The sequence below is a fragment of the Demequina sp. genome (genome assembly GCF_047975725.1).
Lineage (GTDB): Bacteria > Actinomycetota > Actinomycetes > Actinomycetales > Demequinaceae > Demequina.
The window spans coordinates 56,267-70,853 of the sequence record NZ_JBKEED010000020.1 but is presented as its reverse complement, the minus strand read 5'-3'; the positions used below and the strand labels follow the sequence as shown (position 1 = coordinate 70,853).

The 14,587-nt window shown below is 68.3% G+C and carries 14 protein-coding genes and 1 tRNA gene; 3 read left to right on the top strand and 12 right to left on the bottom strand.

Features of this window, described 5'->3' with window-relative positions:
- Window positions 1–31: 31 nt before the first annotated feature.
- The 3 genes from groL to ACK5NO_RS06590 form a co-directional block, all read right to left on the bottom strand.
- Entirely contained in the window at window positions 32–1,654 is a 1,623-nt protein-coding gene (groL, locus tag ACK5NO_RS06600) for a chaperonin GroEL (RefSeq protein WP_416811868.1), read from the bottom strand.
- 294 nt (window positions 1,655–1,948) lie between these two features.
- On the bottom strand, window positions 1,949–2,572 hold the full coding sequence (locus tag ACK5NO_RS06595) for a LytR C-terminal domain-containing protein (RefSeq protein WP_416811867.1): 624 nt from the start codon (window positions 2,570–2,572) through the stop codon (window positions 1,949–1,951).
- Window positions 2,573–2,582: 10 nt separating this feature from the next.
- Window positions 2,583–2,876, bottom strand: coding sequence for a DUF3263 domain-containing protein (locus ACK5NO_RS06590; protein WP_416811866.1), 294 nt, complete (start codon window positions 2,874–2,876; stop codon window positions 2,583–2,585).
- A 178-nt stretch (window positions 2,877–3,054) separates the two neighbouring features.
- On the opposite strand from ACK5NO_RS06590, the gene ACK5NO_RS06585 reads away from it, so the two are divergent.
- Window positions 3,055–3,723, top strand: coding sequence for a uracil-DNA glycosylase (locus ACK5NO_RS06585; RefSeq protein ID WP_416811865.1), 669 nt, complete (start codon window positions 3,055–3,057; stop codon window positions 3,721–3,723).
- Window positions 3,724–3,733: 10 nt separating this feature from the next.
- Here the strand turns inward: ACK5NO_RS06585 and ACK5NO_RS06580 are convergent, their stop codons facing one another.
- The 7 genes from ACK5NO_RS06580 to ACK5NO_RS06550 all read right to left on the bottom strand — a co-directional run bounded on the left by ACK5NO_RS06580 (window position 3,734) and on the right by ACK5NO_RS06550 (window position 8,951).
- Window positions 3,734–4,489 carry a hypothetical protein gene (locus tag ACK5NO_RS06580; RefSeq protein ID WP_416811864.1) on the bottom strand — a complete coding sequence of 252 codons (756 nt, stop codon included), beginning with the start codon at window positions 4,487–4,489 and terminating at the stop codon, window positions 3,734–3,736.
- Window positions 4,490–4,506: 17 nt separating this feature from the next.
- Window positions 4,507–5,031: a signal peptidase I gene (locus ACK5NO_RS06575; protein ID WP_416811863.1), complete on the bottom strand. Its 525-nt coding sequence runs from the start codon at window positions 5,029–5,031 to the stop codon at window positions 4,507–4,509.
- A 12-nt stretch (window positions 5,032–5,043) separates the two neighbouring features.
- Complete coding sequence (locus ACK5NO_RS06570; RefSeq protein ID WP_416811862.1) at window positions 5,044–5,445, bottom strand: hypothetical protein; 402 nt, start codon at window positions 5,443–5,445, stop codon at window positions 5,044–5,046.
- A gap of 242 nt (window positions 5,446–5,687) precedes the next feature.
- Window positions 5,688–5,760 (bottom strand) — tRNA-Thr (locus ACK5NO_RS06565).
- A gap of 110 nt (window positions 5,761–5,870) precedes the next feature.
- Window positions 5,871–6,677, bottom strand: a complete 807-nt coding sequence (locus ACK5NO_RS06560; RefSeq protein WP_416811861.1) for a DsbA family protein — start codon at window positions 6,675–6,677, stop codon at window positions 5,871–5,873.
- Between the two features lie 4 nt (window positions 6,678–6,681).
- Window positions 6,682–7,221: a MauE/DoxX family redox-associated membrane protein gene (locus ACK5NO_RS06555; protein ID WP_416811860.1), complete on the bottom strand. Its 540-nt coding sequence runs from the start codon at window positions 7,219–7,221 to the stop codon at window positions 6,682–6,684.
- 113 nt (window positions 7,222–7,334) lie between these two features.
- Entirely contained in the window at window positions 7,335–8,951 is a 1,617-nt protein-coding gene (locus ACK5NO_RS06550; protein WP_416811859.1) for a serine/threonine protein kinase, read from the bottom strand.
- A gap of 160 nt (window positions 8,952–9,111) precedes the next feature.
- On the opposite strand from ACK5NO_RS06550, the gene ACK5NO_RS06545 reads away from it, so the two are divergent.
- On the top strand, window positions 9,112–10,275 hold the full coding sequence (locus ACK5NO_RS06545) for an ABC transporter ATP-binding protein (RefSeq protein ID WP_416811858.1): 1,164 nt from the start codon (window positions 9,112–9,114) through the stop codon (window positions 10,273–10,275).
- 367 nt (window positions 10,276–10,642) lie between these two features.
- On the top strand, window positions 10,643–12,088 hold the full coding sequence (locus ACK5NO_RS06540) for a DUF4032 domain-containing protein (RefSeq protein ID WP_416811857.1): 1,446 nt from the start codon (window positions 10,643–10,645) through the stop codon (window positions 12,086–12,088).
- 52 nt (window positions 12,089–12,140) lie between these two features.
- Here ACK5NO_RS06540 and rlmB read toward each other — a convergent pair whose 3' ends face one another.
- Both rlmB and cysS read right to left on the bottom strand, forming a co-directional pair.
- Window positions 12,141–13,106 carry a 23S rRNA (guanosine(2251)-2'-O)-methyltransferase RlmB gene (gene rlmB / locus ACK5NO_RS06535; RefSeq protein ID WP_416811856.1) on the bottom strand — a complete coding sequence of 322 codons (966 nt, stop codon included), beginning with the start codon at window positions 13,104–13,106 and terminating at the stop codon, window positions 12,141–12,143.
- Window positions 13,107–13,165: 59 nt separating this feature from the next.
- Window positions 13,166–14,587, bottom strand: a complete 1,422-nt coding sequence (cysS, locus tag ACK5NO_RS06530; protein WP_416811855.1) for a cysteine--tRNA ligase — start codon at window positions 14,585–14,587, stop codon at window positions 13,166–13,168.

The following is a 14,587-nucleotide window of genomic DNA, read 5'->3' as shown; positions in this document are numbered from 1 at the left end:
GGGGGCCTTCGCGGCTGTCAGCGTGCTGGACTTAGAAGCCCATGCCGCCCATGTCGCCGCCACCGGGGGCGGTCGGCTCGGGCTCGGGGATGTCCGCGACGACGGCTTCGGTCGTCAGGAACAGGCCCGCGATCGACGCAGCGTTCTGCAGCGCGGAACGGGTCACCTTGACCGGGTCGTTGACACCAGCGGCCAGCAGGTCCTCGTACTCACCAGTCGCGGCGTTGAGGCCGTGACCGACCTCGAGGCCCTTGACCTTCTCGACGACGACGCCACCCTCAAGGCCGGCGTTGACGGCGATCTGGCGCAGCGGCGCGGTGATCGCGGCCTCGACGATGCGAGCACCAGTGGCCTCGTCACCCTCGAGCTCGAGCGCGGCGAGCGCCACGGTTCCGGCCTGGATGAGGGCCACGCCACCACCGGCGACGATGCCCTCTTCAACGGCAGCCTTCGCGTTGCGGACGGCGTCCTCGATGCGGTGCTTGCGCTCCTTGAGCTCGACCTCAGTGGCCGCGCCCGCCTTGATGACGGCCACGCCGCCGGCGAGCTTGGCGAGGCGCTCCTGGAGCTTCTCGCGGTCGTAGTCCGAGTCCGAGTTCTCGATCTCGGCACGGATCTGGTTCACGCGGCCAGCAACCTGGTCCTCGGCGCCAGCACCATCGACGATGGTGGTGTCGTCCTTGGTGACCACGATCTTGCGGGCCTGGCCCAGCAGCTCGAGGCCAGCGTTCTCCAGCGACAGGCCAACGGCCTCGGAGATGACCTGGCCACCCGTGAGGATCGCCATGTCCTGAAGCATCGCCTTGCGGCGGTCACCGAAGCCGGGCGCCTTGACGGCGACGACCTTGAGGTTGCCGCGCAGCTTGTTGACCACGAGCGCCGCGAGGGCCTCGCCGTCGACGTCCTCGGCGATGATCGCGAGGGGCTTGCCGGCCTGCATGATCTTCTCGAGGACGGGAAGCAGGTCCTTGAGCGAGGAGATCTTGGACTCGACGAGCAGGATGTACGCGTCCTCGAGGACGGCTTCCTGGCGCTCGCCATCGGTCACGAAGTAGGGGTTGAGGTAGCCCTTGTCGAAGCGCATACCCTCGGTGAGCTCAAGCTCGAGGCCAAACTGGTAGGCCTCCTCGACGGTGATGACGCCTTCCTTGCCGACCTTGTCCATCGCCTCGGCGATGAGCTCGCCGATCGCGGGGTCACCAGCGGAGATACCAGCGGTAGCAGCGATCTGCTCCTTGGTCTCGATCTCCTTGGCGGACTTCAGCAGCTCGGCGGTGACGGCCTCGACGGCCTTCTCGATGCCCTTCTTGAGGCCAATCGGGTTGGCGCCAGCCGAGACGTTGCGCAGACCCTCGCGCACGAGCGCCTGAGCGAGCACGGTGGCGGTGGTGGTGCCGTCGCCAGCGACGTCGTCAGTCTTCTTGGCGACCTCCTTGACGAGCTCCGCACCGATCTTCTCGAAAGGCTCGGACAGCTCGATCTCCTTGGCGATCGAGACGCCGTCGTTGGTGATCGTGGGGGCGCCCCACTTCTTCTCGAGCACGACGTTGCGGCCCTTGGGGCCGAGGGTGACCTTGACGGCGTCTGCGAGGGCGTTCATGCCCCGCTCCATACCGCGACGGGCCTCCTCATCGAAGGCAATCATCTTTGCCATGGGTGTCTATTCCTCTTTCGATGAATGTGGTGTCGAACCGCCCGCGACGGACGGCGTCGGTCACGTGCGTTCCTGTCACGCACGGCCCGATCGCCTCGGTTCAACAAGCCTGTGTTTAGCACTCTCGCATCGAGAGTGCTAAGGCCGATTCTGGCACTCTCCCCCGTCGAGTGCAAACCGCAACTGCCGCTGTTCGCCCGGGGCTAAGCGCCGTCATCCGGCCGATGCGCGAACGGCCTGGCAAGGCACGTCCCACGACGTCCACTCGCCTGCGACCAGGCGGCGCGAACCGGCTCAGGCGCCGGGTGCACTCGCGAGCAGGACCTCGATCTCGGCGCCGCCAGGGGTGTCCCCCTGCTCGACGGCGTCGATGCCGAGCTGATCCGCGACGTCCTGCGCGGTGTCGGCCAAGCGGTCTTCGCTGTACATCACGACGTTGTCACCACCGGGGATGAGCGACGCGGAGATGTTGTTGGCTTCAAGGTTGGTGTAGCCGGCGTCCTCAAGGATGGCCTGCTGCTCACCAGCGATGCCCTGGATTCCGGCGCCGTTGCGCACGTGGATCTGAGCGTCGTAGAGGACGACAGGTTCGGGCTCGACCGTCTCGGTCGGCTCGGGGGTGGGCTCTTCGCTGGCCGTGACCGAGGGCTCCGTGGTGGGCTCGGGCGTGGTGCCGGTGGTGGGCTCATCGGTGGGCGTCACCGTCACGGTGGGAGTCGTGGTGGGCTCCGGGGCGTCGGGGGTGGTGTCGCGCCACAGCCACATGGCCAGCAACAGGGCCACCAGTCCGCCGGCGATCAGCGCCAGCAGTGGCGGCAAGATTCGTGACCACCACGGTCGCGGTGCACGGTGGACACCCACAGGGCCGCCCTCGGCAGCCATCTCGTCGAACTCGTCGCGGGGGTATTCCTGTGCCACGGGCGCAACTCTAGCGAACGGCGCTCATGTCGAGCGCACGCCCGGCGCGTCCCCGCTGGCGTGCCGCGCGCATGCGGCGCAGGCGCTTGACGAGCATCGGGTCAAAGGCGAGCGCGGCCTGCGTGTCGATGAGAGCGCCAAGTACCTGGTAATACTGCGTGCTCGACATCGAGAACAGCTCGCGGATGGCGTCTTCCTTCGCCCCCGCGTGCTTCCACCATTCGCGTTCGAAGGTCAAAATCCCGGCGTCGCGCGCGGACAGCTCAGTCGACTCTGGCGTGTCGATGCGTGCGGGTTCGCCCATGGATTCCTCCTTGTGTCGCTCCCACCTTACTCGCGAACTACATGCGTGTCATTCCCCTCCCCCTCCCGTCAAATGGATCCATTTTCATCGCGTGGGGCCGCGCCCGCCCCGGTCAAATGGATCCATTTGGCTTGGGAGCGGGGGGTGCGAGGGTGCGGGGCTGGCCTAGGGTGACGACATGCCCTCGCTGGAACACGTCGCGCCCGACTGGGCCAGGGCACTGGCGCCAGCGGCACCCGGCCTCGAGCGCATCGGCGCTTTCTTAGACGGCGAGCGAGCCGCAGGCCGCGAGGTCCTTCCAGCGCCCGAGGCGATCATGCGCGTGTTCGCCACCCCCATGGCCGCTGCGCGGGTCCTCATCGTGGGCCAGGACCCCTACCCCACTCCAGGCGACGCCGTGGGGCTGAGCTTCTCGGTCGCCGCCGGGCATCCCATGCCGCGCTCGCTGCGCAACATCGCCCGCGAACTGCACGACGACACCGGCGAACTGCTCACCGACGGCGACCTGAGCCACTGGGCAGACCAGGGCGTGGTGCTGCTCAACAGGGTGCTGACCGTCCAGGCGGGCGTCGCCGGCTCCCACCGGCGCCAAGGCTGGGAGGACGTGACGGAACTCGCCATCAAGGCCTTGGTCTCACGGGACGGCCCGCTCGTGGCCGTGCTGTGGGGGCGCGACGCGCAGTCGCTCGCACCGTCGCTGGGCAACGTGCCGCGTGTCGTCAGCGCTCACCCGAGCCCACTGAGCGCGTCACGCGGGTTCTTCGGATCGCGTCCGTTTAGTGCCGTGAACGCCTCGCTTGTCGAGCAAGGGGCCACGCCCATCTCGTGGGGCACACCCTGGCCTTGAGCGGTGGCCGCTACTCACACAGCATCGTGCCAAGGGACTTGCCGGCCGCATCGGTATAGCTGAACGACCCGCTCTTCTCCCCCCACGACGGATTCGCCGGCATGACGACCAGCTGAGGCAGGTTCGCGCACGAGAACCCCGGCGCGATGGCCACCGAGTTGTAGGAGCCCACCCCCACCGGTTCAATCGCGGGGAACACCTCGGTGTCCCCCAGGTCAAGGTGGACCCGCCAGGACGGGGCGCTGGTGGTCGCGCGGAAGTACACCTCGGCTGTGGTGGAGCCGTCACTGCTCGTCCAACTATTGACACCCGAGATGGTCAGGGAGCAGTCGTCACCCGTGGGCACGCCTGACGCATCGACACCCACGCAATAGTGGCGCTCGGCGTCGCCTTGCCACGACACGGGGAAGATCCACCCGCCCAGGCGGGCCACGGCGGTGGTCGCGAGCGCCTGATCAAAGCCGCCCACGTCGACAGTGGCGCTCCCACTGGCCACAGCGCCGATGCTGCCTGCAGCGAGCACGGATCCGTCGCCCGAGTGCAAGAACAGATCGAGGGTAGTGCCCTCGCAAGCGGTGGGCACCCCCGCAAGGGTCACGGTTCCACTGCCCGAGGCCGATGCGCTCATCACCGGCTCGCCTTCCAGCACCGACTCGGCGCAAGCAGAGAGCTCGTACTTTTCGACGTGAGGAGCGGCTACCACCGTCAGACGCGCGGCGTCGGCGTCAACAAGGCCCGCATAGAAGGCCGCCAGGAGGACTGCCACGACGAATGCCGCCTTGATCACGACGCACGCTCCGCGGGTATCTCTTGGACTCGCGTGGAATCGGGCCACACTGCCATGACGACCGCAGCAAGGATCATCCCCAGCCACAGCGTGGGGCTAGCCAGCCAGTGCAGGATCGCCCCCAGATAGGGAATGTGTACCCGCACCACGCCCACCACTTCACTCCCGGTGGGGGTGAACGGGTCGGTGAAGTCATTGTTGTCGCCCCTGACCTCCCAGCCAGAGGCGTCCCCGCCGGTCACCCGATGGACCACGAGGGCACCGTCAAAGCCCGGCGGCTCGTACACGATGACGTCGCCCACCTCGGGCTGTCCTGCCCGCGCCAGTACAAGGTCTCCTGCGGAGAACGTCGGCTCCATGGAGTTGCCGACGACCAGCACCATTGACGTCTTGCCGCCGATGGGAACCGGCCACAGGAACCACACCAGAAAGGCGATCGCTGCCCACGCAACGGCGCTGCGGAGCAGGCTCACGCGCCAGCGCGCGCGTCGCGCGCCGGCAGCGTGCACCTGAACTGTCATCGCCTCACCCGCCTAGCCGATGATGACGGTGGCCTCACCTAGGTCGGTCTCGATGTTGATGCCGAGCTCGGAGGCGTCGAAGGTAAAGGTCCCGCCTGCGACGGTGCCGCTGGTCGACAACAACTCGACGGCCTGGGCGCCCTTGAGGGAGACCGCGATGGGCTCGCCAGTGCACGTGTCAGCGATCCCCGTCACGGTGAGCGCGTCGATCGCGTAGATGTCGCCATGCTTGGAGTACGAGTAGTCGACGGCCACCCCGTCCGTGTCGCACTGCGCGAACGTGTCCGCACCGATGGCGACTTCGTTCGAGGCACGCACGTTGAGTTCCGCGGCGGTCGCGAGCGTCAGCCCCGCGACGCCGAGCACGGCGAGGGCCACGGCAGCGCTCTTGCGCTTGCTCTGGTGTTCTGACATATCGGAGATCCTTCCCTGAGGGCCGGGATCTGACCGCGGGATCGCCGCGATCAACACCCACGGCGATGTGGCTGCTGAGGGGACGCATGTGCTTAGCGCCGCCAGCACCCGTGGCGCGGGTTTCGCGCGCACGTTCACTCATTTTCAACAGGGGCGAAAGGTGGCATTTTGGGACTTCAGTCCCACCGCCGCGGCGTGTCGCGATGTGCCCATTTACCAGCGGTTAAAAGGAGAAACCAGAGAGCTGACAGCGGGACTCGAACCCGCAACCCCCGTATTACAAGTACGGTGCGCTACCAATTGCGCCATGCCAGCACACGACTGACGTCGCGAGAGCAGGATACCCAGCCCGCGCATCGGCCGTGAACGGGAAGTGGCCCCGCAGAGGTGTCTGCGGGGCCACTCCAAACGTCGTACGGGTCGCGTTACTCCTGCGACTCGATGTGCGCCTTGAGCACACCCTCCTCGAAGAACGGCACGTCTGCCTGCAGCAAGATGGTGCGGTCAAGCATGATCGTCGGCGTCGCCGTGCGCTGCTCCTGCTCCGCGAAGTCCTGCGAAGCCTGGTCGGTAGCAGCGATGACCCACTTGGTGAACTTGCCATCCTCGAACGTCGCAGCGACGTCCTCGGGCACACCCGCAGTGATGGCGATCTGCTCGATCTGCGCGTCGGACAGGCCCTCAGTGTTCTCCGCAGGCTGGTTCGCGTACAGCGCGGCCGAGAAGTCGAGGTAAGCCTCGGGGGCGGCATCCGCGACCGTCGCGGCGGCGTTGGCAGCGCGCGTCGAGTACTGCGTACCCATCGAGTAGTAGTCAAGGATCGCGAGGGGGTGGTAGTAGACGGCAACCGTGCCGGCCTCACGCATCGCGTTGATGTCCTCGGCGTTGATCTCCTCGAAGCTGCCGCAGATGGGGCACATGTAGTCCTCATAGACATCCAGGCGCTGCACGTCAGTGGGGACGTCCTCACCCACCACGCCGCCCGTGCCCACGGCAATGCCGCCCGTGGCGTCGGCACCGGCGGGTGCCACGACGTTGGGGTCATCAAGACCTGGAATCTTGCCCGACTGGACAATGAAGTAGACGATGCCGCCGAAGATCGCGAGCACGGCCACGGCACCCACGATGATGCCGACCATGGTCTTGCGTTCCTGCGACTTGACGTTCTTTTGTGCCTGCGCGCGCGCGGCAGCCGCCTTCTCGTTCTTGGGGGCGCCGTTCTTCTTGGACATGGTCCTACTTCCTCGAGTCGTTCGGGGTTGAGTGTACTGACGCCTCCTCGGGCGCCTGAAGTGCGGGGGCGGGCGACATCCAGCCGTCCACCGAGAAGCGACTGCGCGGCCAGATCGCCAGGAAGGTGCCCAGCGCGATGAAGCCCAGCCGCTCAAGCACGTGGCTGGGGTAGTTGGTGGTGCCAGCTTCGACCTCGCCGCCGCCGCCAAAGCAGCCACAGTCGATACTCAAACCCGTGCTCCACGCCCAGATCACGCCCGTAAGGAACGCCGCCATCATTGCGAGCCAGATGATGCTCGCCGTGCGCGTGAACAGCCCCAGGAGCAACAGCAGTCCCAGCGCGATCTCTACGTAAGGAAGCATGGTGCCCACGAAGGGCACCACCGACTCCGGCAGCAGTTGATATGCGCGCACCGCGCGCACTGACTGCGGGATGTCTTGCAGCTTCGGAATGGCGGCCGCGAAAAGGATGCCCGCCATCGACAGCCTCACGACCAGACTCAGCCACGGCTGCACTGCCGCGAATCGGCCTACCTTCGCCATCGATATGTCCCCTCCGGACGCCTAAGCATCATCAGTTCGCGCGTGCGCGCGTTCCCGTTGCCGGGCCAACGTACAACACCAGGACGGCGTTCCACCACGGCCGGCCACGGCCACTACTGCGGCAGGTCCGGGGCTGGCCACCACCACGGACCGGCGTGGGCATACACGCTCGCCGCGACCACCGCGATGCCCGCCAGGGCCACCACAGTCCAGGCCGCAGCCACGCCCCGTGTGGGCGCGAGGGCATCCGACACTCGGTGTCCCCCCTCACGGGTCGCCGCCATCCACGGCCCCCACCACAGCACGACCGCCGCGACCAGTCCGCCGGCTCCGAGCGCCACCGCATGGCCCCACGTCTGGCCCGCGACGGTGCCACTCGCGAGGCGCTCGGTACTGACCAGCCACCACCCAATCGCCGCCACGCCAGCGCCCGCCGCGCCCGCGAGCAGAGCCGCGGGCAGCGTCTCGGCCGCGGCACGCAACAGGTGCCACGGCAGGCCCAGGGTCTGCAAGGCCGCATCTCCCTTGCGCTGGCCGCGGCGCACGCGAGCACCGTGCAATCCGAGCGCACGGCGCTGCACACCTCGCACCAGGATCGCGCTGACCACGAGCGCAAAGTACGCAAGGAACGGCGCAAGGGCAGCGGCGGCCCCAAAGGCCACCGTCCACGAACCCACCATGAGGTGATGGCGTGGGGCACGTTCGATCTCGATGTCCGCAGAGCTGGGCTCGTCCTCATCCAGCGGAACGTCGCCGGACAGGGGCGGCGAGGGGACCGATGCGGGTGTACCCGTCGAGGTCGGCGGCGCCTCGACGTCGTAGACCGCCGTGGGGTCGGCCGCGTAGTCGACGCCCGAATACTGGGCTGTCATCACCGCCGTCGCGGCGATGCCAGGAGCCACCGCGGTCGGGGCGAGTTGCGATCCCTGGGCGCCGTACAGGACCGTGGTCGCGCCCCTCAGCGCGGCAACCACATCGCGCGGGGCGGGCCTACCGCTGATGTCACGGCCCAGCGCTGCCCTGAGCGCATCGGCCCCCTGAACGACGGGCAAGGTGACGTCCGTTTCCAAGGTGCGCGAGATGGCGCCCGTGCCCGACCCGAACGGCGCCTTACCTGTCATCGTGTACGCCACGGTCGCCGCCCACGACCACCGGTCGGCGATAGCGCCGGGCTCCGCGCCGTCGATCACCTCCGGCGCGACGTAGCCCGCGGTGCCGGAAACCAGGCCGTCGCGGGTCAGCCGAGGGTCGTGCTCGCGGTGGGAGAGCCCAAAGTCAATCAGCACTGGCCCGGCAGGGCTCATCATGATGTTCGACGGGGTCACGTCACGGTGCACCACGCCCGCCTGGTGGACCGCCTCAAGCGCCGATGCGGTGCGGTCCGCGAAGTCCGCGAGCGCCTCGCCCTCGAGCGGCCCGTGGTCCTGAATGTGCTGCCACAGGCTCACGCCGGGGATGTACTCGAAGACCACGAACGTCTCGTCGCCGTCCAACTCGGCATCGAGGATCTGCGGCACTGCGGGGTGGCGCAGCGACTGCAACGCATGAACCTCACGCTCAAGTCGTTGGGCAGCCACGGCGTCTGTCCGAGCGTCGACGAGCTTCAACGCGGCCGTCGCGCCGCCATCGTCGACCACCCTGTAGACGGCCCCAGAGCCGCCCCTCCCCAGGGTCGATACGACGGTGTACCCACCAATGTCGTCGCCCGGTTCCCGCGTCACGCCCACCATGCACTCACGCTACCGTGACCGACTTGGACTCACTTGCGTGCTATGGCAAGATGGGGGCACTCGCCGCACACCCGTGCGGCGGAAAGTGTCACTGTGGACACCACATCGGCACTCTTCACTACGGATCGTCCGGCACGTACCTGCCGGTGAAGGGACCATCATGGCCAGCGTTACTTATGACAAGGCTTCGAGGATCTACCCCGGGACCGAGCGTCCTGCTGTGGACCAGCTCGACCTTGAGATCGCCGACGGCGAGTTCCTCGTGCTCGTCGGCCCCTCCGGTTGCGGAAAGTCGACCTCCCTGCGCATGCTCGCGGGTCTCGAGGACATCGACGCGGGCTCGATCCGCGTTGGCGACCGCGACGTCACCCACGTGCAGCCCAAGGACCGCGACATCGCGATGGTGTTCCAGTCCTACGCGCTTTACCCCCACATGACCGTGGCCGACAACATGGGCTTCGCGCTCAAGATCGCCAAGGTCGACAAGGCTGAGATCCGCCAGCGCGTTGAGGCCGCTGCCAAGATCCTCGACCTCACCGAGTACCTGGACCGCAAGCCCAAGGCTCTGTCGGGTGGTCAGCGCCAGCGTGTCGCCATGGGCCGCGCCATCGTGCGTCAGCCCCAGGTGTTCCTCATGGACGAGCCGCTGTCGAACCTTGACGCCAAGCTGCGTGTCCAGACCCGTACCCAGATCGCCGCTCTGCAGCGTCGCCTGGGCACCACCACCGTCTACGTGACCCACGACCAGGTCGAGGCCCTCACCATGGGTGACCGCATCGCGGTCCTCAAGGACGGTCTGCTCCAGCAGGTGGGCACCCCCCGCGACATGTACGACGCTCCCGCGAACGTCTTCGTCGCCGGCTTCATCGGCTCGCCCGCGATGAACATCGGCACCTACCAGGTGTTCGACGGTCACGCTCAGGTTGGCCGCGCCAAGGTGGCGCTCGCTCGCGAGGCCGTCTCGGCGCTCAAGGCCGAGGACAAGAACCACGTGGTGCTGGGCTTCCGGCCCGAGTCGCTCGACCGCGTGGCCCCCAACACCGAGGGTGCCATCCCGGTGCAGGTCGACGTCGTCGAGGAGCTGGGCTCCGACGCGTTCGTCTACGGCGAGGTCCCGAACGAGTTCGGCGGCGCCGAGGACGTTCACTTCTCCGCTGGCGACTCGCAGGTCATCGTCCGTATCGACCCCCGCGACGTGCCCAAGAAGGGCGACACCGTGTGGGTCTCGATCCGCGAGGGCGAGCAGCACGTGTTCTCCGCCGCGTCCGGCGAGCGCCTGTCCGCTGAGGTGCACACCGACGCTTCGGCTCAGCACAAGGCCTAAGCGCTAGAACGCTCAGAAGGGGCGGTCCCGGTTCACCGGGGCCGCCCCTTCTGCTGTCCCTGCGCCCTCCTTGCGCCCTCCTTGCGCCCTCCTTGCGCCCTCCTTGCGCCCTCCTTGCGCCCTCCTTGCGCCCTCCCTGCGCCCTCGCCCCGGTTGATACCCGTCTCGACAGGATCTGGCACGCCCCGGCGCGCCAGATACCCACGGGCGCGCCCGGGCGACCCGCCCACCCAAGCCTCACGCGCATCGGCCCTGAGCCGGGTCACCCGGCCTCAGGCGCACTCACGGGTATCTAGCACGCGCGCACCGCGTCACAGACGTCGAGACGGGTATCAACAGCGGGAGGCGGGCCGGATACGCTGGCACCATGCCTCTGCATATCACTGGAGCCGCTGACGCCGCCTTGATCGAGCTGCCGTGGGACATGCCGCTCGAAACCTGGCCCGAGGAGCACATCGCGGCCCTGCCCAGAGGCCTATCGCGGCACGTCGTCAGGTTCGTGCGCCACGGTGACGGGGTCATCGCCGTCAAGGAGACCAACGCGGAGATCGCCCACCGCGAGTTCACCATGCTGCGCGAACTCGAGAAGCTCGACGCCCCTTGCGTGCACCCCGTCGCCGTGGTCACTGGCCGCACCACCCGCAGTGGTGAGCCGCTGTCCGCCGCGCTCATCACCGAACACCTCGCCTACTCCCTGCCCTACCGCGCGCTGTTCGCGCAGGGCCTGCGGCAGTCCACTCTCAAGCGTCTGGTGGGGGCGCTTTCCGTGCTGCTGGTGCGCTTGCACCTGTTGGGCTTCTACTGGGGCGACGTGTCGCTGTCGAACGCGCTGTTCCGCCGTGACGCCTCGGAGTTCTCCGCGTACCTGGTGGACGCCGAGACCGGCGACCTCCACCCGCGCCTGACTGATGGCCAGCGCGAGCACGACCTCGACATTGCCACCACCAACATCACGGGCGAGTTGCTCGACCTCCAGGGCTCGGGCGACCTCGACGACAGCGTCGACCCGCTAGAGATCGGCGCGCGCCTCGAGAAGCGCTACCGCAAGCTGTGGACCGCGCTCACGGAGACGTCGACCCACACCTCCAACATTCGCATGCGGGTCGCGGAGCGGGTGCGCCAGCTGAACGATCTGGGGTTCGACCTCGACGAGATCGACATGCAACAGACCGAGGACGGCACTGCGATCTCCATCCGTCCCAAGGTGGTGGACGCGGGCTTCCACCAGCGCCGCCTGATGCGCCTGACGGGCCTCGACGTGCAAGAGAACCAGGCCCGCCGTCTGCTGAACGACCTCGACGAGTTTCGCGCCTGGCACGACCCGGGTCGCGAGGAGTCCGCGGCTGCGCACGAGTGGCTCACCCACATGTTCGAGCCCACCATCCGGGCGGTGCCGCGCGACCTGCGCGGCAAGCTCGAGCCTGCCCAGGTGTACCACGAGGTTCTCGATCACCGCTGGTATTTAGCAGAGGCGGCAGGTCACGACGTCGCAATGCCCGTCGCGACGGCGTCGTACGTGCGCAACATTCTGCCCGGCAAGGCCGACGAACACGCTGTGCTGGGCCGCTCGATCGCCGAGATGACCGCGGAACTCCCGGCCCTCGCGCTCGAGCACGGAGAGAACTACGAGGCACGCGACCCCTACATCAACGACAACACCTACGCCTGGGGCGGCGTCCCTGAGCCCGAGATCGCCGAGGCTCCTACGGTGACGCGCCGCTCCACGCGCATGCCCGTCACCGAAACCCCCGTGGTGCCGGGGCGCGACCACACAACCGCTCCCACGCCTCCCACTGCGCCGTCCCCTCTCTAAGGGGACGGCCAGCAGGGCCGATGCGCGGGCTGGCCGCGCCGGGTGCATGGGCTTAGCGCAGCGCGCGGCGGGCTTCGTACAGGGCGATCGAGGCCGCGACGGAGGCGTTGAGGCTCTCGGTGTCGCCCGAGATGGGGATCGACACGATCTGGTCGCAGGCCTCCGCGACAAGGCGCGACAGGCCGGAGCCCTCGGCGCCCACGGCGATGACGAGCGGGCCGTCGAGCAGTTCGGAGTCGCCTATCTCGACCTCGCCGCCGGCGTCCAGGCCCACCACGAAGCAGCCGGCCTTCTTGTAGGCCTCGATCTGACGAGTGAGGTTGGTGGCACGGGCCACAGGCAGGCGTGCGGCCGCGCCCGCGGAGACCTTCCACGCAGCCACGGTCACGCCAGCCGCGCGCCGCTCGGGCACCACAATGCCGGTGGCGCCGAACGCCGCGGCGGAACGCATGATCGCGCCCAGGTTGCGCGGGTCCTGAATGCCGTCGAGGGCGACAATGCGCACGGGCCCGTCCGAGTCGGTGGACAGGAAGTCGTCGGGGTCGGCGTACACATACGACGGGACCTCAAGCGCGACTCCCTGGTGCGGGCTGCCACCGGCGTAGCCGTCGAGGGTGGCCTTGGTGACCTCGTGGACCTCGATGCCGTGTTCGACGGCAAGCGAGACGATCTCCGTCACGCGGTCATCCGCGTCGATCCGGTTGAACACCGACAGGCGGTGGGCCGGCATCTTCATGCGCAGCGCCTCGAGGACGGAGTTGCGTCCGATCACGAGTTCCGCGGAGCCGGAGGTCCTGTCGCGCGGCGTGGAGCGCTTGGCCTGCTGAGGCTTCTTCGCGGCGTCCGCCTCGGCGCGCTTCTTTGCCTTGTACGCCTTGTGATTGGGCCGGTCCTCGGCCTTGGGGGTCGGGCCCTTACCTTCGAGGGCGCGCCGTCCGTGGCCCCCGGTGCCGACCTGGGCGCCCTTCTTCGAGCCTGCATTGCGCGTCGCGCCGCGGCGCCTTGAGTTTCCAGCCATGGACTTAAGGGTAGTCGCGCACCCGGCCAGCGAGCGCATCGGCCCCGACGCCGAGCGCACTACCCCTCAGCGGCGAGCGACCAGCGAGCCCCGTCGGCGGCGTCCTCGATGACGATGCCCGCCTGGGCAAGGCGGTTGCGGATCGCGTCAGCGGTGGCCCAGTCCTTGGCCGCACGCGCGGCGGCGCGCGCCTGGATGTCGGCCTGGACCAGCGAGTCGAGCGCGGTCATCGCCGCCCCCGCACCAGAGTCGACCCCGGCCCACTGCTCGCTCGCGGGGTCAAGGCCGAGCGCGTCGAGCATGGCCCGTACGGACAGCAGCGCACTCGAGAGCGCCTCGTCGTCACCCGCAGCGAGCGCGGCATTGCCGGCCCGCACCGTCTCGTGGACGTGCGCAAGCGCACGCGGCACGGACAGGTCGTCATCCATAGCCTCAACGAAGGGCGCGGGAAGCTCGGCGGCGGCCACCGCATCGGCCGTCAGCGTGCCCACCCGCTCAGACCCGCGTGCCACAAAGCCCGCGAGGCGACCCCAGGTCGCCGCAGCATCCTCCATGGTCTGGTCGGAGTACTCGAGCATCGAGCGGTAGTGGACCTGGGCGAGCGCGAGCCGCAGCGCAGGCGCCGGGTAGCGCGACAGCACCTCGGTCACCAGCAGGCCGTTGCCCAGCGACTTCGACATCTTGGCGCCCGACTGCGTCACCCAGGCCGAGTGCATCCACAGCCGCGCGAACGCGTCGCCCGCGGCGCGCGACTGCGCTTGCTCGTTCTCGTGGTGCGGGAAACGCAGGTCAAGGCCACCGCCGTGAATGTCGAACTCGCTGCCCAAGAACCGGCGCGCCATGGCCGAGCATTCGATGTGCCAGCCAGGACGCCCCCGACCCCAGGGCGAGTCCCAGGCGGCGTCGGCAGGCTCGCCAGGCTTGGCGGCCTTCCACAGCGCAAAGTCGCGCGGGTCGCGCTTGTCGTCGGCAGGCGCATCGGGCGCGGGCGTGAGGTCCTCCAGCGCCTGGCGCGTGAGGGTGCCGTAGTCCGCGAAGGAGCGCACGTCGAAGTACACCGAGCCCTCATGCGAGTAGGCGTGTCCGCCATCGACCAGTGCCGCCACAAGCGAGATGATCTCGGGGATGTTGCCCGTCGCGCGGGGTTCCGCGGCCGGGGGCCTCACGCCCACTGCCGAGTAGGCCGCCTGAAACTCGCGCTCAAACGTCAGGGCCCACTGCCACCAGGGCACGCCGGCGTCGGCGGCCTTGGCGAGGGTCTTGTCGTCGATGTCGGTGACATTGCGCACCATGGTCACGTGGTGGCCGGTGCGCTCGAGCCAGCGCTGCAACACGTCGAAGGCGACGGCGCTGCGCAGGTGGCCCACGTGCGGACTTCCCTGCACCGTCGGTCCACACAGATAGATGCCGACCTTGCCTGGCTCGAGCGGCTCGAAGGCGCGCTCGGTGCGGGTGGCGGTGTCGAACAGGTGCAGGCTCAC